The organism is Henriciella sp., from assembly GCF_029936995.1.
GTDB lineage: Bacteria > Pseudomonadota > Alphaproteobacteria > Caulobacterales > Hyphomonadaceae > Henriciella.
Genome location: NZ_JAPYRE010000001.1, coordinates 734,225 through 754,761, shown reverse-complemented (window position 1 = coordinate 754,761; position 20,537 = coordinate 734,225). Strand labels below are relative to the sequence as shown.

Genomic DNA, 20,537 nt, shown 5'->3' with positions numbered 1-20,537 from the left:
TTACGCTCCTGCACCTTGCGGACCGGAAGCCGGGCCGCGCTGATTGGTCGAACGAGCACGCGCCTGACCGGAGTCTTCGGCCTTGCGGTCCTGAGCCATCGGGTCGTGCTCCATGATCTCGCCCTTGTAGATCCAGACCTTCACACCAATGATGCCATAGGTCGTCTCTGCTTCGGCGGTGCCATAATCGATGTCGGCGCGCAGCGTATGCAGTGGGACAGACCCTTCAGCATACTGCTCGGTACGCGCAATCTCAGTCCCGCCCAGACGGCCAGAAACCATGACACGAATACCCAGCGCACCAAGACGCATGGAATTCTGGATCGAGCGCTTCATCGCGCGACGGAAAGAGCCGCGGCGCTCAAGCTGGCGGGCGATGTCTTCGGCAACCAGCGTGGCATCGATTTCAGGCTTGCGGATCTCAACCAGGTTCACACGAACCTCGTCTTCAGTCATCTTGGAGAGCTTCTTGCGAAGCACTTCGATGTCCGCACCCTTCTTGCCGATGACAAGCCCGGGCCGCGCTGTGTGGATCGTCACGATGCACTTCTTGTGCGGACGCTCGATCACGATGCGCGAGATACCGGCCTGCTTCAGCTGGTCCTTAATCGCCTTACGGATCTTCAGATCCTCGTGGACAAGACGGCCATAGTCGGCCGCATCCGCATACCAGCGGCTGTCCCAGGTCCGGTTGACACCAAGACGGAACCCAACGGGATTGATCTTCTGGCCCATTACGCGGCCTCCGCTTCAACTGATGTGTCACGCAGCACGATAGTCAGCTGCGAGAATGGTTTCATGATGCGCGATGCCCTACCCCGTGCACGAGCGCGGATACGCTTCATGACCAGGTTCTTGCCGACGTGCGCCTCGGCAACCACCAGGCTGTCGATATCAAGCCCGTGATTGTTCTCAGCATTCGACATCGCCGAATACAGGGTCTTGTAGACGTCCTGGGCGGCGCGCTTGCGCGAAAACTTCATCTCGTCCATCGCCTTCTGAACAGGCAGGCCGCGGATCTGCTGGGCCAGCAGGTTCAGCTTCTGCGGGCTGGAACGATACATCCGCAGGACGGCACGCGATTCATTAGACGCCTGCTTCGGAGGATTCTTTGCCTTACTCATGGCTACTTCCTCTTCGCTTTCTTGTCGGCGCCGTGACCATAATAGGTCCGCGTCGGCGCGAACTCGCCAAACTTGTGACCGACCATCTCCTCGCTAACGAGGACAGGAACGAACTTGTTTCCATTGTGGACCTGAAAGTTCAGGCCAACGAATTGCGGCATGATCGTCGAACGGCGCGACCAGGTCTTGATCACTTCGCGGCGCTCGGAAGCGTGCGCGTTTTCTGCCTTCTTGAGCAGATAGCCGTCGACAAACGGGCCTTTCCAGACGGAACGTGGCATCTTCTCTTCGCTCCCTAGCGCTTCGCGTTACGGCGACGGATGATCAGACGATCCGAAGCCTTCGTCTTACGGGTTTTCGGACCGCGGGTCTTGCGGCCCCACGGCGTCACAGGGTGACGTCCGCCTGAGGACTTGCCTTCACCACCACCGTGCGGGTGATCGATCGGGTTCATGGCAACACCGCGAACCTTCGGACGCTTGCCCAGGTAACGGGCACGACCGGCTTTCGACAGAACCTTGTTCATATTGTCGGGGTTCGACACGGCACCGACAGCAGCCAGGCAGCCATCAGGCACCATGCGAAGCTCACCAGAAGAAAGCTTGATCTGCGCATAGCCTGCGTCACGGCCCACAATCTGGACATACGTACCAGCAGAACGCGCAAGCTGCGCACCCTTCTGCGGCTTCAGCTCGACATTGTGAACGATCGTGCCCACTGGAATGTTTTTGAGCGGCAGGACATTACCCGGCTTGATGTCCGCTGTTTTCGAAGTGACGATTGTGTCACCGACAGCAAGACGCTGAGGCGCAATGATGTAAGCCTGATCACCATTCTTATACTTGATCAGCGCGATGAAAGCCGTGCGGTTCGGGTCATATTCGAGACGCTCGACTGTCGCGGGATCTTCCCAGCGGTTACGCTTGAAATCGATCTTGCGATAAAGGCGCTTTGCGCCACCACCGACACCACGCACCGTGACACGGCCACGATTGTTGCGGCCACCGGATTTAGTCAGGCCTTCTGTAAGAGCCTTGACCGGACGCCCCTTGTGCAGCCCCGTCTTGTCAACGATGACAAGCTGACGCTGACCGGGAGATGTCGGATTGAAAGTCTTAAGTGCCATTATCCTCTCCTACAGCCCGGTCGTGATATCAACGGACTGACCGTCCTTGAGGGTAACAATCGCTTTCTTGAAGTCAGACCGGAAACCGGTCTTGCCACGAAAGCGCTTTGTCTTGCCCTTGATCCGGATCGTGTTGACCTTGGTCACATCGACCTTGAACAGCGTTTGCACGGCATCCCTGATGTCAGACTTGTTCGCTGTCAGCGGAACCTCGAAAACAATCTTGTTTTCTTCCGCAAGCAGCGTCGACTTTTCAGTGATGATCGGCGCGAGAAGCGAGTCGTAATGATGTGGTTTCACGTCAGCCATAACCTACTTCCCCTCTTTCGCATTCACGTCGAAGCGCGCACCGATGCCTTCCAGGGCTTCCTTGGTAATAACCAGCTGCTTGCGGCGAAGAATGTCATAAACATTCAGGCCAGCGACCGGCAGCACATCAATATTCGGAATGTTCCGCGCAGCCTTGGCGAAGTTTGCCTCAACTTCACCACCGGCAATAATCAGGGCATTCTCGACACCGAGCGCCTTGAACTTGGCCGACAGGTCCTTGGTTTTCGCCTCATCCAGCTTGGCTTCACTGACCACGATCAGGGAGCCATCCTTCACCTTCGAGGACAGGGCATGCGCTAGCGCGAGCTTGCGAACCTTTTTCGGCAGGTCGTGCGCATGGCTACGAACCCGCGGCCCGTGCGCAACTGCGCCACCAACAAAGATGCCAGCATTACGAGCACCATGACGCGCACCGCCGGAACCCTTCTGGCGAATGTACTTCTTGGTTGTGACAGACACATCACCACGCTCCTGCGTCTTGTGAGTGCCAGCCTGACGCTTGGCAAGCTGCCAGCGAACCGTGCGGTGCAGAAGGTCTGCACGTATATCCTCAAGGCCGAAGACGGCGGGATCCACCGTCGCCTTACCAGCTGCCTTACCGTCGAGTGTCTTGACTGCGAGTTCCATTATTCACCAGCCTCCGCATTTTCGGCATCAGCCTTCTGGCCAGCGCCATTCTTGCCACGGAAGGAGCCTTCTGCTGGCGCATCACCATGCAGCGGCAGCTTAGAAGCATCACGAACCTCAACGTACGACCCGTCATGTCCGGGAATTGCACCCTTTACGAGGATCAGCCCACGCTCGGCATCGGTACGCACAACCTCCAGGTTCTGGACGGTGACACGCTCGACGCCATAGTGGCCCGGCATTTTCTTGCCCTTGAAGACCTTGCCCGGGTCCTGGCACTGACCGGTGGAGCCAACAGCGCGGTGCGACACGGAAACACCGTGCGTCGCGCGAAGACCACCGAAGTTCCAGCGCTTCATAGCGCCGGAGAAACCACGACCGAGAGTTACACCGGCAACATCGACGCGCTGACCGACAGCAAAGTGGTCAGCAACAACCTCTGCACCAACCTCCGGCATCGCCTCGCCCTTAACGCGGAACTCAACGAGCTTGCGCTTCGGCGCAACACCGGCCTTGGCGAACGCTTCGCGCTGCGCCTTGGCGGTACGCTTGGCCTTGGCTTCACCCGCACCCATGACGACGGCGCGATAGCCATCATTCCGGGTAACGTTTGTCTTTTCCTTCTTTTTGCCGCGGTTCACGGAAACTTCGCGATCCTCATCAGTGCGAAGACCCACAACCTGGCAACCATCGAGCGACAGCACGGTCACAGGAACGTGACGGCCATCCTCGTTGAAGATACGCGTCATGCCGAGCTTCTGGGCAATGACGCCGGTACGGTCTGACGGAAGAGCCATCTCTAGCGCGCTCCCTCAAGTTTGATTTCAATGCCGACGCCAGCCGACAGATCGAGCTTCATGAGCGCATCGACCGTCTGCGGGGTCGGATCGACAATGTCGAGAATGCGCTTGTGCGTACGAATCTCGAACTGGTCACGAGACTTCTTGTCGATGTGCGGCGAACGGTTCACGGTGAAACGCTCAATGCGGGTTGGAAGCGGAATCGGCCCGCGCACGTCTGCGCCTGTACGCTTGGCGGTGGAGACGATCTCCTTCGCCGACAGGTCGAGGGCGCGGTGGTCGAAGGCTTTCAACCTGATCCGGATATTTTGTTTGTCCATCGTACGGTATCCCGTCCACATGAATGAAGCGCCTAGGCGCACGCTTAAGAAGCGCCCGGACGCAATCGGCTGAATTGTCTAGTTCGGTGGGAAGCGTTTGCCGGAACAGGCACAGCCGACCCTTCGAAGGGCGCGGTGTATGGGATTACCAAAGCCTCGTCAACTCTCCGCGACGGATTCTTTGCAGCGGCTCACATATTACCTGCACCTGAGCGGCACTCGAGGCTATCATAACAGGGAACACAGCCGTTTGAGCTGCCCCCAAGACAGACATTCCCGGCATACGCACAAAAACACTCTGACTCTGCACGAATCGCCCCCGCGCACCGCACCGGTGGCACGCTACACATCTTCAACAAAAAAGGGCCGCCCTGTTGGGGGCGGCCCTTGATACTGTCAGCCTGTGCGGCTGGCTGTGTGTCTTACGATTTCACGTTCGAGACGACGCCGGCACCGACGGTGCGGCCGCCTTCACGGATGGCAAAGCGCAGGCCCTGGTCCATCGCGATCGGCGCGATCAGCTCGACATCCATCTTCACATTGTCACCCGGCAGGACCATTTCCTTGTCCGCCGGAAGCGTCACGATGCCCGTCACGTCGGTCGTGCGGAAGTAGAACTGCGGACGATAGTTGGTGAAGAACGGCGTGTGACGGCCACCCTCTTCCTTCGTCAGGATGTAGGCCTCGGCCTCGAAGCTCGTGTGCGGCGTGATCGAACCCGGCTTGCACAGCACCTGGCCACGCTCGACGCCGTCACGCTCAACACCACGGATCAGCGCGCCGATATTGTCGCCGGCCTGGCCCTGGTCGAGTAGCTTGCGGAACATCTCAACGCCCGTAACCGTCGTCTTCTTCGTGTCGCGGATGCCGACAATCTCGACTTCCTCGCCAACCTTGATGACGCCCGTCTCGACACGGCCGGTCACAACCGTACCGCGACCGGAGATCGAGAACACGTCCTCAACCGGCATCAGGAACGGCTTGTCCAGCGGACGCTCAGGGGTCGGGATGTACTCGTCCACGGCCGCCATCAGCTCCATGATCTTGTCCTTGCCGATCTCGTCGTCACGGCCTTCAACAGCCGCAAGCGCAGAGCCTGCAACGATCGGAATGTCGTCGCCCGGGAAATCGTAGGAGGACAGAAGCTCGCGAACTTCCATCTCGACCAGCTCCAGAAGCTCCGGATCGTCGACCTGGTCGACCTTGTTCAGGAACACGACAAGCGCCGGAACGCCAACCTGGCGGGCCAGCAGGATGTGCTCGCGCGTCTGCGGCATCGGGCCGTCTGCGGCGTTCACGACCAGGATCGCACCGTCCATCTGCGCAGCACCCGTGATCATGTTCTTCACATAGTCAGCGTGGCCGGGGCAGTCGACGTGCGCATAGTGACGGTTGTCCGTCTCGTACTCGACGTGTGCCGTGTTGATGGTGATGCCGCGGGCCTTCTCTTCCGGCGCGTTGTCGATGTCCTCATAGGACTTCGACTCACCGCCCCAGCCCTCGTGCAGGCACAGCGTAATCGCCGCTGTCAGCGTCGTCTTGCCATGGTCAACATGGCCAACCGTTCCAATGTTTACGTGAGGCTTGCTACGCTCAAACTTTGCCTTGGCCATCGGGCCTCTCCTTCACTTCCAATCTATCTTCCGTATTTGGTCCCGCTGGTGCGCGGGACCGGTCACGCAGTGCAATAATACCTAACCAGCGAGATCCTGAACGATCTTCTGGGCTTCAGCCTTCGGAACTTCCGCATAGTGATCGAACTGCATCGTGAACTGTGCACGTCCCTGTGACATGCCCCGAAGGTTAGACACATAGCCAAACATGTTCACAAGCGGCACAAAAGTGTTGATCACAACTGCGTTGCCACGCGGGTTGGAGCCCTGCACCTGGCCACGCCGTGAGTTCAGATCACCGATGATGTCACCCATATACTCTTCGGGCGTGATCACCTCGACCTTCATCACAGGCTCCATCAGACGCGGATCACCCTGCGTACGCAGCTCACGGAAGGCTGCGCGGGACGCAATCTCGAATGCCAGGACAGAGGAGTCGACGTCGTGATACTTGCCGTCGGTCAGCTTCGCCTTGAAGTCCGTGACAGGGTACCCGGCGAGAAGGCCGTTTTCCTTGGCCTGCATGAGCCCCTTTTCAACGCCCGGGATATATTCCTTCGGCACGTTGCCGCCAACGATCGCACTTTCGAAGACGAAGCCAGATCCGGCCTCCAGCGGTTCGAACTCGATCTTGACCTCAGCGAACTGCCCGGAACCACCAGACTGCTTCTTGTGCGTGTAAGTGATTTCGGTCGGCTTGCCGAGCGCTTCACGGTAGGCAACCTGCGGCTGACCGATGTTTGCCTCGACCTTGAACTCACGCTTCAGACGATCAACGAGGATGTCGAGATGAAGCTCACCCATGCCCTTCATGATGGTCTGGCCAGATTCAATATCGCTCTCGACCTTGAAGGACGGGTCTTCGGCAGCAAGACGCGCAAGCCCGGCCGACATCTTTTCCTGGTCCGCCTTCGACTTCGGCTCAACCGCAATCTCGATCACCGGATCCGGGAATGTCATCGTCTCGAGCACAACCGGGTCGGACTTGTCGCACAGCGTATCGCCCGTCGTCGTCTCCTTCAGGCCAGCCAGCGCGATGATATCACCAGCACCTGCCCATTCGATCTCTTCACGGGAGTTCGAGTGCATCATCATCATGCGCCCGATACGCTCCTGCTTGCCCTTGGTCGAGTTCATCATGGACCCGCCCTTGGTGATGGTACCGGAATAGATACGCAGGAAGGTCAGAGAACCGACAAACGGGTCGTTCATGATCTTGAAAGCAAGACCGGAGAACGGCTCGTCATCGTTTGCATGACGCGGGATGTTGCGTGTTTCTTCCTCGTCGCCCGGCTTGAAGCCCATATAGGCAGGCACATCGAGCGGCCCCGGCAGATAGTCGATAACAGCATTCAGAAGCGGCTGGACACCCTTGTTCTTGAAAGCAGACCCACCAAGAACCGGAACAAACGCCATGGACAGTGTGCCCTTGCGGATCAGCTCGCGCAGCTTGGCCTCGTCCGGCTCGTCGCCTTCGAGGTAAGCTTCCATCGCGGCCTCATCCTGCTCGACAGCCAGCTCAACCAGCTCGGCGCGCATTTCTTCGGCCTTGTCCTTGAGGCTGTCACGCACATCGCGCACGTCCCAGGACGCACCAAGGTCGGAGCCTTCCCAGACCCATTCCTTCATGGTGATGAGATCGACAACGCCTTCAAGCTCGTGCTCAGCACCGATCGGCAGCTGGATCGGCGCTGGCGTTGCACCTGTGCGCTCCTTGATCATCTTCACGCAGTTGAAGAAGTCAGCGCCCGTCTTGTCCATCTTGTTGACGAACACGATCCGCGGAACTTCGTAACGGTCCGCCTGACGCCACACCGTCTCGGTCTGCGGCTCGACACCGGCGTTCGCATCCAGAACACAGACAGCACCATCGAGCACGGCGAGCGAACGCTCGACCTCGATCGTGAAGTCAACGTGGCCAGGGGTGTCGATGATGTTGAAGCGGAACTTCGCTTCCTGCGGCGTATCACCATAAATACCGGTTGGTGTCGCGCCATCCTCGGTACGGAACCAGAATGTCGTCGTCGCAGCACTGGTAATCGTGATACCGCGCTCCTGCTCCTGCTCCATCCAGTCCATCGTGGCGGCACCGTCGTGCACTTCGCCAATCTTGTGGGACTTGCCTGTGTAGAACAGGATGCGCTCTGTGCAGGTCGTCTTGCCTGCATCGATGTGCGCCATGATGCCGAAGTTACGATAACGCTCCAGCGTATATTCGCGGGCCATAGGACTTACCTTTGTTGTCTGGTTCCGGGAGGGAGAACGTAGAAGTGGGGATTACCAGCGGTAGTGAGAGAACGCGCGGTTGGCTTCCGCCATCTTGTGCGTGTCTTCGCGCTTCTTGACGGCTGAGCCACGCCCCTGGGACGCATCCATCAGCTCGCCAGCAAGGCGCTCACGCATGGTGTTCTCATTGCGCGATCCAGCCGCAGCAGCCAGCCAGCGGATTGCCAGCGCCTGACGACGCTCGGGACGAACCTCGACAGGCACCTGATAGGTCGCACCACCAACGCGGCGGGAGCGAACCTCGACAGCCGGGGAAATGGCCTCAAGCGCGGAATGGAAGACCTCAACCGGGTCTTTCTTCGCCTTCTCTTCAACGAGATCGAAGGCACCGTATACGATACGCTCGGCGGTCGACTTCTTCCCGTCGAGCATGATCTGATTCATGAACTTCGAGATAACGATGTCCTTGAACTTCGGATCCGGTAGGACCTGACGTTTCTCGGCGCGGTGACGACGTGACATGGCTGACGACCCTTACTTCGGCTTCTTCACGCCGTAGTGCGAGCGGCGTTGCTTACGGTTCTTGACGCCCTGCGTATCGAGTACGCCACGCAGGATATGATAGCGGACACCCGGAAGGTCCTTGACGCGGCCACCACGGATCAGGACCACGGAGTGCTCCTGCAGGTTGTGACCTTCACCCGGGATATAGCAAAGCGATTCGAAGCCGGTCGTCAGACGCACCTTGGCCACCTTCCGAAGCGCCGAGTTCGGCTTCTTCGGCGTCGTCGTGTAGACGCGAGTGCAGACGCCGCGGCGTTGCGGGTTGCCCTTCAGGGCGGGTGTCTTCTGACGCGCAGGCTTCGGTTTGCGCGGATTGCGGATAAGCTGTTGAATCGTGGGCATGAGGGCCTTTTTGACTACTTTCTACTTTGGCCCCATTGGACCAGTTCAAACCAAGATAGCCCGACGGGGCCATATGACTGACCCGGCCGGACCAACAATTCTCTACTAGGCCAGCTTGCGGCACCATTTTCGGGGCCGCTCGGAGCCATCCAGACGGATGACCCCAGCCAGCGTTCGGCGCGTGTTAAGACCCTGCAGCCGCCGCGTCAAGTCTCGCTGACCCTCGCGGCTGCGATCCGGGTCCATTCCACCGCCTATTCTGCAGCGTCCGGCGCTGGAAGCGCAGCCGCTGCTTCTTCGGCAGCCTGACGACGCTTCGCCCGAAGCTTGGCGTCGCGCTGGGCCGCCACACGGCGGAAATTACGCATGCCGCCACCGGTCCCGGCAGGGATCAGGCGACCGACAATGACGTTTTCCTTGAGGCCTTCGAGCGTGTCCATCTTGCCCTGGATAGCAGCTTCGGTGAGCACGCGCGTGGTCTCCTGGAACGATGCCGCGGAGATGAAGCTACGCGTCTGCAGGGACGCCTTGGTGATACCAAGGAGAACCGGAACCCCGGAAGCTTCCCGCTGGTCCTGCTTGCGCGAACGGCGCACGGCCGCATTGGCCTCGTCGAGTTCCAGCAGGTCGACATGCTCGCCCTTGAGCAGCGTTGTCGTACCCGGATCGGTGATCTCGATCTTCTGCAGCATTTGCCGGACAACCACTTCGATGTGCTTGTCGTTGATCGGCACGCCCTGCAGACGATACACCTTCTGGACCTCGTCAACGAGATACTCGGCCAGCGCCTCGATACCAAGCGAGCTCAGAATGTCCTGAGGTGCAGGGTTGCCATCGACGAGATATTCCCCGCGGCGGATGAAATCACCATCCTGGAAGGAAATACGCTTGTTCTTCGGCACGAGGTACTCGACGGGGTCGGCCCCCTCTTCTTCCGGCAGGATCGCAATCTTCCGCTTGTTCTTGTAGTCGCGGAGATAGGACACACGCCCGTCAATATCGGCGATGACCGCATGCTCTTTCGGGCGGCGGGCCTCGAAGAGTTCTGCGACCCGCGGCAGACCACCGGTAATGTCCTTCGTCTTCGCACCGCCTGTCGAGGTCCGTGCCAGGCTGTCACCTGCACCGACTTCATCACCGTCATTGACCGAGAGAATGGCCCCTGGCGAAAGAAGATAGCGGGCCTCAGTACCGTTCGGCAGGGTCTTGGCCTCACCCTTGTCGTCAACGATGAGCACGGACGGACGAAGATCGTTCCCCTTGCCACCACGATAGTCGACGATCACGCGGGAGGAAATGCCCGTTGCTTCGTCAGTCTCGTCGCGGGCTGTCATGCCGTCGACAACGTCGATCAGCTTGGCAACACCCTCGATCTCAGAGACCAGCGGCTGGGCAAACGGATCCCAGTCAGCCAGCTTGTCGCCCGGCTTGACCTTGGCCCCGTCCTTGACGTGAACACGTGTACCATAACCCGGCTTGAAGGTCTGGCGGGTACGTCCGTCTGCGTCGATGACCGACACGGACATCTGACGGCCAACCACGACAAGCGTCTTGTCGCTGCGGGTGACGGTGTCACCGTTCTCGAACTTTATCTTGCCCTCAAAGGCCGATTCCACCGACGATTCCTCGGCCACGGAGGCCGCACCACCGATGTGGAAGGTACGCATGGTGAGCTGTGTACCCGGCTCACCGATCGACTGGGCCGCGATAACACCGATCGCCTCACCCTTGTTGACCACTGTACCGCGAGCCAGGTCACGGCCGTAACAGGCCACGCAAACACCGGTCTTGGTTTCACAGGTCAGCGGCGAACGCACCTTCACTTCGTCAACACCGGCATGCTCGATCGCCAGTGACAGGGCTTCATCGAGATAGGTGTTGGCCGGGCAGATGAGCTCTCCGGACTTCGGATCCTTCACATCCTCACCAACCGTACGGCCAAGAATGCGCTCCGACAGCGGCACAACCACGTCGGCACCTTCCATGACGGGTGCGATCTGGATGCCCTGCTCCGTTCCGCAATCGTCTTCAACGACGATACAGTCCTGAGCAACATCAACCAGACGGCGTGTCAGGTAACCGGAGTTGGCTGTCTTGAGCGCCGTATCGGCCAGACCCTTACGGGCACCGTGGGTGGAGTTGAAGTATTCAAGGACGGTCAGGCCTTCCTTGAAGTTCGAGACAATCGGTGTCTCGATAATCTCACCAGACGGCTTAGCCATCAGGCCGCGCATACCAGCAAGCTGCTTCATCTGGTTCTTGGAACCACGGGCACCGGAGTGCGCCATCATGAAGACCGAGTTGGTCTCTTCCATGCGGCCGGTCTTCTCGTCGATAGCCGCCTCGCCGGCAGCATCCATCATCGCGTCGGCGACCTTGTCAGTACAGGTCGACCAGGCGTCGACCACCTTGTTGTACTTCTCACCGCGCGTGATGAGGCCTTCGGCGTACTGGCGCTCGTACTCAGCAACCTGCGTGCGGGTATCCTCTACCAGCTTCGCCTTGGCCGCCGGGATTTTCATGTCGTCCTTGCCGAACGAGATACCGGCTTTACAGGCTTCGCGGAAACCGAGCTCCATCAGCTTGTCACAGAAGATCACCGTCGCCTTCTGGCCACAGTTCCGGTAGACCTCGTCGATCAGTTTCGAGATGGCCTTCTTGGTCATCAGGTCATTGACGATTTCCGGACGCATGCCTTTCATCTTCGGCAGCAGGGACGCGATCATGTAGCGGCCAGGCGTCGTGTCAATCACACGGACTTCCGGCTCACCTTCTTCATCGACGCCTTCGAAACGCGCCTTGATCTTGGCATGCAACGAAAGCTTGCCGCTGTGCAGGGCGTGCTCAAGCTCGTCGACGTCAGAGATCGCCATGCCTTCGCCCGGCTCCTTGTCCTTGTCGAGCGACAGGTAATAGAGGCCGAGAACGATATCCTGCGACGGCACGATGATCGGCTTGCCGTTGGCCGGCGAGAGGATGTTGTTCGTCGACATCATCAGGACGCGGGCTTCCAGCTGGGCTTCGAGCGACAGCGGCACGTGAACGGCCATCTGGTCACCGTCGAAGTCAGCGTTGAACGCCGCACATACCAGCGGGTGAAGCTGAATGGCCTTGCCTTCAATGAGCTTCGGCTCGAACGCCTGGATACCGAGCCGGTGCAGCGTCGGCGCACGGTTCAGCATGACCGGATGTTCGCGGATCACCTCTTCGAGGATATCCCAGACTTCCGGTTTTTCCTTCTCGACCAGCTTTTTCGCTGCCTTGACGGTGCCGGCCAGGCCCTTCGCGTCGAGACGCGCATAGATGAACGGCTTGAACAGCTCCAGCGCCATCTTCTTCGGCAAGCCACACTCATGAAGCTTCATGTTCGGGCCGACCACGATGACCGAACGGCCGGAATAGTCGACGCGCTTGCCAAGCAGGTTCTGGCGGAAACGGCCATGCTTGCCCTTCAGCATGTCGGAAAGCGACTTCAGGGGACGCTTGTTCGTGCCTGTGATAACGCGGCCGCGGCGGCCATTGTCGAACAGGGCATCGACGGATTCCTGAAGCATCCGCTTCTCGTTACGGATGATGATATCCGGCGCACGAAGCTCCATCAGGCGCTTCAGGCGATTATTCCGGTTGATGACCCGGCGATAGAGATCGTTGAGGTCCGACGTCGCGAACCGGCCACCGTCCAGCGGGACGAGCGGACGAAGGTCCGGTGGGATCACCGGAACGATCGTCATGATCATCCATTCCGGCTTCGCACCGGAAGCCAGGAAGGCTTCGACAACCTTCAGGCGCTTGGAATACTTCTTGGTTTTCAGCTCACTGGTCGACTCCGCGAGGTCTTCGCGAAGCTGGTCGCCCAGCGATTCCAGATCGAGACCGCGTAGCAGTTCCCGCACGGCCTCAGCACCGATCATGGCTGTGAAGCTGTCTTCACCATGCTCGTCCTGGGCTTCCATATATTCTTCTTCGGTGAGCAGCTGGTTCGGCTCAAGCGGGGTGAGGCCCGGCTCGATGACGACATAGCTCTCGAAATAGAGAACGCGCTCGACATCCTTGAGCGGCATGTCGATCAGCGTCGCGATCCGGGACGGAAGCGACTTCAGGAACCAGATGTGCGCGACCGGCGCAGCGAGATCGATGTGGCCCATGCGCTCGCGGCGAACCTTGGCGAGCGTAACCTCGACACCGCACTTCTCGCAGACAATGCCGCGATACTTGATACGCTTATACTTCCCGCAAAGGCACTCATAGTCCTTGATCGGACCGAAGATACGGGCACAGAACAGGCCTTCACGCTCGGGCTTGAAGGTCCGGTAGTTGATCGTTTCCGGCTTCTTGATCTCACCGGAAGACCAGGACCGGATTTTCTCCGGGCTGGCGATGGAAATCTTGATCGCCTCAAAGCTGGTAGCCGGGGCGTTCGGGTTCAGGATGCTGGCGACGTCTTGGCGCATATTTTCCGCTCCTTGGGAGGGCTGACCGGAAAATCCGGTCTTTTCAAAGAATTCAGTCGTTATTCGACACGATTACCAGATGGCAGCCTATTCGGCTGCCACCGGCGGTTCATCGTCATCCTCATTGGCTTCGATCAACTCGACATTCAGGCCGAGCGAGCGCATTTCCTTGACGAGCACGTTGAAGCTTTCCGGAATACCGGCTTCGAACGTGTCATCGCCGCGGACAATGGCTTCATAGACCTTGGCACGGCCTGCGGTGTCATCAGACTTCACAGTCAACATTTCCTGCAAGGTATATGCTGCACCGTAAGCTTCCAAGGCCCAGACCTCCATTTCGCCGAAACGCTGGCCGCCGAACTGGGCCTTGCCGCCCAGTGGCTGTTGCGTAACGAGTGAATATGGACCGGTCGAGCGAGCGTGGATCTTCTCGTCCACCAGGTGGTGAAGCTTGAGAAGATATTTGTAACCAACCGTAACAGGGCGCCCGAAGGCTTCGCCCGTGCGGCCGTCGAACAGGGTCTCCTGACCGGAAGAGTCCAGTCCGGCCCGCTCCAGCATCTCGACAATGTCGGCCTCACGCGCGCCATCGAAGACCGGCGTTGCGATCGGCACACCATTCGTCAGGTTCGATGCAAGCTCAAAGACCTCCTCGTCTGACTCAGGCATCTCGACGCCTTCGCCGTACACGCCGGAGACGGCTTTACGCAGCTCGTCATTGTCGTGCTTCTCGTTCCACTCATCCAGAGCGTTCTGGACAACACGGCCAAGACCGTTGGAGGCCCAGCCCATATGCGTTTCCAGGATCTGCCCGACATTCATGCGGGACGGCACGCCGAGCGGGTTCAGAACGATATCAACAGGCGTACCATCTTTCAGGAACGGCATGTCTTCGCTCGGATTGATCTTGGAGATCACACCCTTGTTGCCGTGACGCCCGGCCATCTTGTCGCCCGGCTGCAGCTTACGCTTCACGGCCAGGAAGACCTTGACGACCTTCATCACACCCGGTGGCAGATCATCACCACGCTGGACCTTGTCGACCTTGTCGTTGAACCGGGCCTCAAGCTCCTGAAGGGACTCGTTGAAGCGAACCTGGAGCTGGTCGAGTTCGCCCTGGGCCTTCTCGGACTTCAGGGCAATCTCCCACCACTGGCTCTCGCGAAGTTCGTCAAGCGAAGCATCGGCAATCTTGCCTGCCTTGAAGCCTTTCGGCCCCGCGGCAGCTTCCTTGCCGACCAACAGCTCACGCAGGCGCGCATAGGTATTGCGCTCAAGGATGTTCTGTTCGTCTTCCTTGTCTTCCTGCAGCTGCTCGATCTGCTCACGCTCGATTTGCAGAGCACGCTGGTCCTTGTCGATACCGTGACGGTTGAAGACACGGACCTCGACAACCGTCCCGGCACCACCCGGCGGCACGCGCAGTGAGGTGTCGCGGACATCGGAAGCCTTCTCACCGAAAATGGCACGGAGAAGCTTCTCTTCCGGTGTCATCGGGCTTTCACCCTTCGGCGTGACCTTGCCGACTAGGATGTCGCCAGCCTTCACTTCAGCACCGACGGCCACGATCCCGGCTTCATCGAGGTTGCGCAGCGCTTCCTCGCCGACGTTCGGAATATCACGTGTGATCTCTTCCGGGCCAAGCTTGGTGTCGCGCGCGGCGATCTCGTACTCTTCCAGGTGGATCGAGGTGAAGACATCGTCCTTCACGATCCGCTCGGAAATGAGGATCGAGTCCTCGAAGTTGTAACCATTCCACGGCATGAATGCGACGAGCACGTTGCGCCCGAGCGCAAGCTCACCAAGGTCGGTGGACGGACCATCAGCAATGATATCGCCCTGCGTGACCTGGTCGCCAACACGGACGATTGGACGCTGGTTAATGCAGGAGTTCTGGTTGGAACGGCGGAACTTGTTCAGGCGGTAGATATCGACGCCGGAAGCGGCGGAATCGATATCTTCGGTTGCCCGGACAACGATCCGTGTCGCATCGACCTGCTCAATCACACCTGCCCGGCGCGCCACGACAGCCGCACGGCTGTCACGCGCCACGACCGACTCCATGCCGGTACCAACGAATGGTGCTTCCGACTTCACGAGTGGCACGGCCTGACGCTGCATGTTCGAGCCCATCAGGGCGCGGTTGGCGTCGTCATTCTCGAGGAACGGAATAAGGGCGGCGGCAACCGAAACAACCTGTTTCGGCGACACGTCCATATATTCGACCTCTTCACGCGGCACGAGCGTGGCTTCACCGTTCACGCGGGCGTTTACGAACTCGTTTTCCAGTTCGTTCTTGTCACTGACCGTCGCATTCGCCTGAGCGATTGCATAGCGGTGCTCTTCCATGGCGGAGAGGTAGACAACCTCGTCGGTCAGCTTGCCCTTCTCGACCTTGCGGTACGGGCTCTCGATGAAGCCGTACTTGTTCACACGCGCATGTGTGGCGAGCGAGTTGATCAGGCCGATGTTCGGGCCTTCCGGTGTCTCAATCGGGCAGATACGGCCATAGTGGGTCGGGTGCACGTCGCGCACCTCGAAACCGGCCCGCTCACGGGTAAGGCCACCCGGACCAAGCGCCGAGAGACGACGCTTGTGGGTGATTTCAGACAGCGGATTGGTCTGGTCCATGAACTGCGACAGCTGGGAGGAGCCGAAGAATTCACGCACCGAGGCGACAACCGGCTTCGCATTGATCAGGTCGTGCGGCATGACGGTGTCGATATCGACAGAGGACATACGCTCCTTGATGGCCCGCTCCATGCGCACCAGACCAATGCGGTAATTGTTCTCCATAAGCTCGCCGACCGAGCGGACACGGCGGTTGCCGAGGTTGTCGATGTCATCGACTTCGCCCTTGCCGTCCTTCAGGTCGAGAATGACCTTCATGACGCCGACAATGTCTTCCTTGCGGAGCGTACGCATGGTGTCCTCGGCTTCTTCATAGTCGTCGAGCGCCATGTTGAGGCGCATGTTCATCTTCACACGACCAACCGATGACAGGTCGTAGCGCTCGGAGTCGAAGAACAGCTGATTGAACAGCGCGTCGGCAGCTTCCTGCGTAGGCGGTTCGCCCGGACGCATGACGCGGTAGATGTCCGACAGTGCCTCGAACTGCGTCTCATTCTTGTCGGCCTTGAGCGTATTCCGCAGCCACGGACCACGGTCAGCGCCGTCAATGTCGAGAATCTCGACAGACTTGTGCCCCTGGTCGCGCAGTTCGGCGACGAGCTCTTCCTCGATCAGGTCGCCCGCCTCACCAAAGATCTCGCCGGTCTCACGATTGACGATATCGCGCCCCAGGAACTTTCCGGCCAGCGCGGTGGACGGCACCAGCAGCTCATCGGTTCCGCCTTCGGCAATGCGCTTGGCAGCAAGTGCCGTAATCTTGCGTCCGGCCGGGGCGACAACCTTGCCTGTCTTGGCATCGACAAGATCATATTCCGGCTTCTGGCCCTTCCAGGACTCGGCCCTGAAGCCCGTGATCCAGCCCTTCTTGTCGAGACGGTAGATCGAACGGGTGTAAAACAGGTCGATAATCTCGTCGGTGTCATAACCGAGCGCATAAAGGATTGTTGTCGCCGGCAGCTTACGCTTCCGGTCGATACGGATATTCAGGATGTCCTTGGCATCGAATTCGAAGTCGAGCCAGGACCCGCGGTAAGGAATGATCCGGGCCGCGAACAGCAGCTTGCCGGAAGAGTGCGTCTTGCCACGGTCATGATCGAAGAAGACACCCGGTGAACGGTGCATCTGGGAGACAATCACGCGCTCCGTGCCGTTGACGATGAAAGTGCCCTTGTCCGTCATCAGCGGGATATCGCCGAGATAGACCTCTTGCTCCTTCACTTCCTTGATGGACTTGGCGCCTGTATCTTCATCAAGATCGAAGACGACCAGCTGCAGCCGCACCTTGAGCGGCGCTGCATAAGTCAGGTCACGCTGCATACACTCCTGAACGTCGAATTTCGGCGGTTCGAATTCATAGGAGACGTATTCGAGTGTCGCGCGCTCATTGAAATCAATGATCGGGAAAACGCCTTTGAAGACACCACCAAGACCGTCATCGGTACGCTCGGCGAGCGCCGTATGCATTTGCAGGAAGTGCTCATAGGATGAGCGCTGCACTTCGATGAGGTTGGGCATGTCGATGGCTTCGGGAATACGACCGAAGGATTTGCGGATACGTTTTTTTTCCGTGAAAGAAAGAGCCATCTTTTGTTCCGTTTCTTGCCGCTTCCGGGTCCCGCCACTGAGACCGGAATGGCTTGCCACCTGAAACGCGAGCACGCGGCAGGACCAGAATGGTCCCGCCGCGCATTTAGTCTAATGAGATCCCGCCTCGCGCAGACGCAACCCCTGAATTGAAGCAAGCCTCAAGCGGCTTACTTGATTTCGACCTTGGCACCAGCTTCTTCGAACTTCTTCTTGAGCTCTTCTGCTTCGTCCTTGGCAACGCCTTCCTTGATCGGCTTCGGAGCGCCTTCGACGAGCTCCTTGGCTTCTTTCAGGCCCAGGCCGGATACGACTTCGCGCACGACCTTAATGACGTTGATTTTCTTGTCGCCGCCATCGGTAAGAATGACGTCAAATTCGTCTTTCTCTTCAGCTGCAGCGCCACCGGCGTCGCCGCCGCCAGCCGGGCCAGCAACAGCAACAGCTGCCGCAGCCTTGATGCCGCGCTCTTCGAGGTAATCGTTGAGCTCTTTAGCTTCGAGAACGGTGAGACCGAGAAGTTCGTCACCGAGTTTTGCAATATCTGCCATTTGTCTGATCGACTTTCTGTTTCGAGTTTAGAGGTATTCTGGTTTCGCGTTGACTGCTTGACGTCTAGGCTGCTGCCTGCTCGCCAATGACATTGATCGCACCAGCAAGGTTCTGCCCCGGCGCATTGAGGCGCTGAGCAACCTGGCTGGCCTGACCGGTCAGGCGGGAAACAATGGTCGCAATCATCTCTTCGCGCGACGGCATCTTCGACAGCGCTTCCACGCCGGCACCGTCCATCACTTCAGTGCCCATAACGGCACCGATGAGCTTCAGCTTCTCATTGTCTTTGGCAAACTCGGCGGTTGCCTTGGCGGCGACCGTCGGGTCCTCCGCATAAGCAATAGCCACCTGGCCAGAAAAAAGGTCTGTCGCCGCATCGCCGCCTTTGCCCTTCAGGGCAATCTTGGCAATCCGGTTCTTGACCACTTTGAGCCGCCCGCCCTGCTCTCTGAGCTTGGCACGCAACCCCGTCATCTCCGCAACGCTCAAACCGGTGTAGTGCGTGACGACCACCGCGCCGGAATTCTCGAAGACTTCTTCGAGCTCCGCCAGTGACGCCTGCTTTCCAGCTCTATCCATTACGGTTCTCCAGTTAAGGCGTCCGGCCCATCCGGGCGCCCGGGAATTCGCTTTTGATGGCCTTGCGAGCCACTTCCAGCGCCTGCCCAGGGCCTGGCGAAACCAAACTGGCCGAAGCACAACTCCGGACAGCCTCTAACCTCGCCTCACCCCGTCTATCATGGGACTTATGCGCCTTGCGGCACACCCATGGTCTTGGACAGGAAAACGGGAGGCCGCCGATAATATCGGTGAACTCCCGTCGAGCCGAGCCTGTTATCTTGTTCTCAGAAAAGCCGCAACCCCTCGCCGACAGAAAATGTCACCTGAGTCACGACACGCTCTATTAGAATAATTTCGGACTAAGATGCAAACACCCGGGCCAATATTGGCCCGGGCGCCTGAAGTCGTTTCAATTTCCGCTCACCGGAGATGTCAGGCCAGCGCCTCAGAAGCATCGACCTGAACGCCCGGCCCCATGGTGGACGAAATCGCGACACATTTGACATAGGTGCCCTTCGCGCCAGCAGGCTTGGCCTTGATCAGTGCATCGACGAATGCCTTGAAGTTCTTTTCAAGGTCTGCCTCGCTGAAGCTCGCCTTGCCGATACCGGCATGGACAATGCCCTGCTTCTCGACACGGAACTCGACGGAGCCGCCCTTGGCATCCTTGACCGCCTGACCAACGTTCGGCGTGACGGTGCCGACCTTCGGGTTCGGCATCAGGCCGCGGGGCCCGAGCACCTTACCGAGACGGCCGACAACGGCCATCATGTCCGGCGTGGCAATCACGCGATCGAAGTCCATCATGCCGCCCTGGATCTGCTCCATGAGATCCTCGGCACCAACGATGTCAGCACCGGCTTCCTTAGCTTCTTCAGCCTTGGCATCGCGCGCAAAGACGGCGACACGCACGCTCTTGCCGGTGCCCGATGGCATGGTAACCATACCGCGAACCATCTGGTCAGCGTATTTCGGCTCAACACCGAGATTGACGGCCACCTCGATGGTTTCGTCGAACTTCGCTGTTGCGTTGGACTTCACGAGCTTGATCGCCTCGGCGACGCCATATGTTTCCATGACCTCAACAGTGGCAGAGGCTGCGCGGTAACGTTTTCCTTGAGCCATATCCTTACTCCACCACGTCCAGACCCATCGACTTGGCCGAACCCTTGATAATCGTGGTTGCGGTGTCGAGGTCGTTAGCATTGAGATCGACCATCTTGGCTTCAGCGATCTCGCGGCACTGGGCAATAGTCACCTTGCCGGCAACGTCCGTACCAGGCTGCTTGGCGCCCGAATTCGGCTTGCCGATCTTCAGGCCAGCGGCCTTCTTGAGAAGCACGCTTGCCGGTGGCGTCTTGGTGGTAAAGGTGAAGGACTTGTCCTGGTAATAGTCGATCACGACCGGGATCGGCAGGCCCTTCTCGATGTTCTCGGTCTTCGCGTTGAAGGCCTTGCAGAACTCCATGATGTTGATGCCGCGCTGACCGAGCGCAGGACCGACAGGGGGAGACGGGTTGGCCGAACCGGCCGGAATCTGGAGCTTCAGCTGCCCCAGCAGTTTCTTCGCCATGATATCCTCTCTGGCTTGTCTTCTGGCCGGTGGTCTCTCGATCCGGCCGCCGTTCGATTGAGGCCCCGTGGTTCAGCTTGGTGATGGGCTTTCCGTGCCAACACTTCCCACAG

The 20,537-nt window shown here is 59.0% G+C and carries 18 protein-coding genes; all 18 read right to left on the bottom strand.

Going from position 1 to position 20,537, the window contains the following annotated elements; genetic code table 11:
• On the bottom strand, positions 1-735 hold the full coding sequence (gene rpsC / locus Q1K31_RS03615; RefSeq protein ID WP_300376810.1) for a 30S ribosomal protein S3: 735 nt from the start codon (positions 733-735) through the stop codon (positions 1-3).
• Positions 735-1,124 carry a 50S ribosomal protein L22 gene (gene rplV / locus Q1K31_RS03610; RefSeq protein ID WP_300376808.1) on the bottom strand — a complete coding sequence of 130 codons (390 nt, stop codon included), beginning with the start codon at positions 1,122-1,124 and terminating at the stop codon, positions 735-737. Before rplV ends, rpsC begins: the two co-directional genes overlap by 1 nt.
• A gap of 2 nt (positions 1,125-1,126) precedes the next feature.
• Positions 1,127-1,405 (bottom strand): 30S ribosomal protein S19, encoded by a 279-nt coding sequence (rpsS, locus tag Q1K31_RS03605; RefSeq protein ID WP_300376806.1) that lies wholly within the window; start codon positions 1,403-1,405, stop codon positions 1,127-1,129.
• Positions 1,406-1,419: 14 nt separating this feature from the next.
• Positions 1,420-2,250, bottom strand: coding sequence for a 50S ribosomal protein L2 (gene rplB, locus Q1K31_RS03600; protein WP_300376804.1), 831 nt, complete (start codon positions 2,248-2,250; stop codon positions 1,420-1,422).
• 9 nt (positions 2,251-2,259) lie between these two features.
• A complete protein-coding gene (locus Q1K31_RS03595; RefSeq protein ID WP_300376802.1) occupies positions 2,260-2,559 on the bottom strand; it encodes a 50S ribosomal protein L23 in 300 nt (99 codons plus the stop codon).
• A gap of 3 nt (positions 2,560-2,562) precedes the next feature.
• Complete coding sequence (gene rplD / locus Q1K31_RS03590; RefSeq protein WP_300376800.1) at positions 2,563-3,207, bottom strand: 50S ribosomal protein L4; 645 nt, start codon at positions 3,205-3,207, stop codon at positions 2,563-2,565.
• Positions 3,207-4,004, bottom strand: coding sequence for a 50S ribosomal protein L3 (rplC, locus tag Q1K31_RS03585; protein ID WP_300376798.1), 798 nt, complete (start codon positions 4,002-4,004; stop codon positions 3,207-3,209). Before rplC ends, rplD begins: the two co-directional genes overlap by 1 nt.
• A gap of 2 nt (positions 4,005-4,006) precedes the next feature.
• On the bottom strand, positions 4,007-4,327 hold the full coding sequence (gene rpsJ / locus Q1K31_RS03580; RefSeq protein ID WP_084399690.1) for a 30S ribosomal protein S10: 321 nt from the start codon (positions 4,325-4,327) through the stop codon (positions 4,007-4,009).
• A 422-nt stretch (positions 4,328-4,749) separates the two neighbouring features.
• Positions 4,750-5,940: an elongation factor Tu gene (gene tuf / locus Q1K31_RS03575; protein ID WP_300376795.1), complete on the bottom strand. Its 1,191-nt coding sequence runs from the start codon at positions 5,938-5,940 to the stop codon at positions 4,750-4,752.
• Between the two features lie 81 nt (positions 5,941-6,021).
• Positions 6,022-8,166: an elongation factor G gene (gene fusA, locus Q1K31_RS03570; RefSeq protein ID WP_300376793.1), complete on the bottom strand. Its 2,145-nt coding sequence runs from the start codon at positions 8,164-8,166 to the stop codon at positions 6,022-6,024.
• Positions 8,167-8,217: 51 nt separating this feature from the next.
• Positions 8,218-8,688 (bottom strand): 30S ribosomal protein S7, encoded by a 471-nt coding sequence (gene rpsG, locus Q1K31_RS03565; protein ID WP_300376791.1) that lies wholly within the window; start codon positions 8,686-8,688, stop codon positions 8,218-8,220.
• A gap of 12 nt (positions 8,689-8,700) precedes the next feature.
• The gene (gene rpsL, locus Q1K31_RS03560; RefSeq protein ID WP_084398443.1) at positions 8,701-9,072 is read right to left on the bottom strand and encodes a 30S ribosomal protein S12; all 372 of its coding nucleotides are present in this window, start codon (positions 9,070-9,072) and stop codon (positions 8,701-8,703) included.
• A 254-nt stretch (positions 9,073-9,326) separates the two neighbouring features.
• Positions 9,327-13,523 carry a DNA-directed RNA polymerase subunit beta' gene (gene rpoC / locus Q1K31_RS03555; protein ID WP_300376787.1) on the bottom strand — a complete coding sequence of 1,399 codons (4,197 nt, stop codon included), beginning with the start codon at positions 13,521-13,523 and terminating at the stop codon, positions 9,327-9,329.
• A gap of 87 nt (positions 13,524-13,610) precedes the next feature.
• Positions 13,611-17,738, bottom strand: a complete 4,128-nt coding sequence (rpoB, locus tag Q1K31_RS03550) for a DNA-directed RNA polymerase subunit beta (protein WP_300376785.1) — start codon at positions 17,736-17,738, stop codon at positions 13,611-13,613.
• Positions 17,739-17,908: 170 nt separating this feature from the next.
• On the bottom strand, positions 17,909-18,289 hold the full coding sequence (rplL, locus tag Q1K31_RS03545; protein ID WP_300376783.1) for a 50S ribosomal protein L7/L12: 381 nt from the start codon (positions 18,287-18,289) through the stop codon (positions 17,909-17,911).
• Between the two features lie 64 nt (positions 18,290-18,353).
• Positions 18,354-18,869, bottom strand: a complete 516-nt coding sequence (rplJ, locus tag Q1K31_RS03540; protein WP_300376781.1) for a 50S ribosomal protein L10 — start codon at positions 18,867-18,869, stop codon at positions 18,354-18,356.
• 414 nt (positions 18,870-19,283) lie between these two features.
• Positions 19,284-19,976: a 50S ribosomal protein L1 gene (rplA, locus tag Q1K31_RS03535; protein ID WP_300376779.1), complete on the bottom strand. Its 693-nt coding sequence runs from the start codon at positions 19,974-19,976 to the stop codon at positions 19,284-19,286.
• Between the two features lie 4 nt (positions 19,977-19,980).
• Positions 19,981-20,424 (bottom strand): 50S ribosomal protein L11, encoded by a 444-nt coding sequence (gene rplK, locus Q1K31_RS03530; protein WP_300376777.1) that lies wholly within the window; start codon positions 20,422-20,424, stop codon positions 19,981-19,983.
• Positions 20,425-20,537 lie beyond the last annotated feature (113 nt).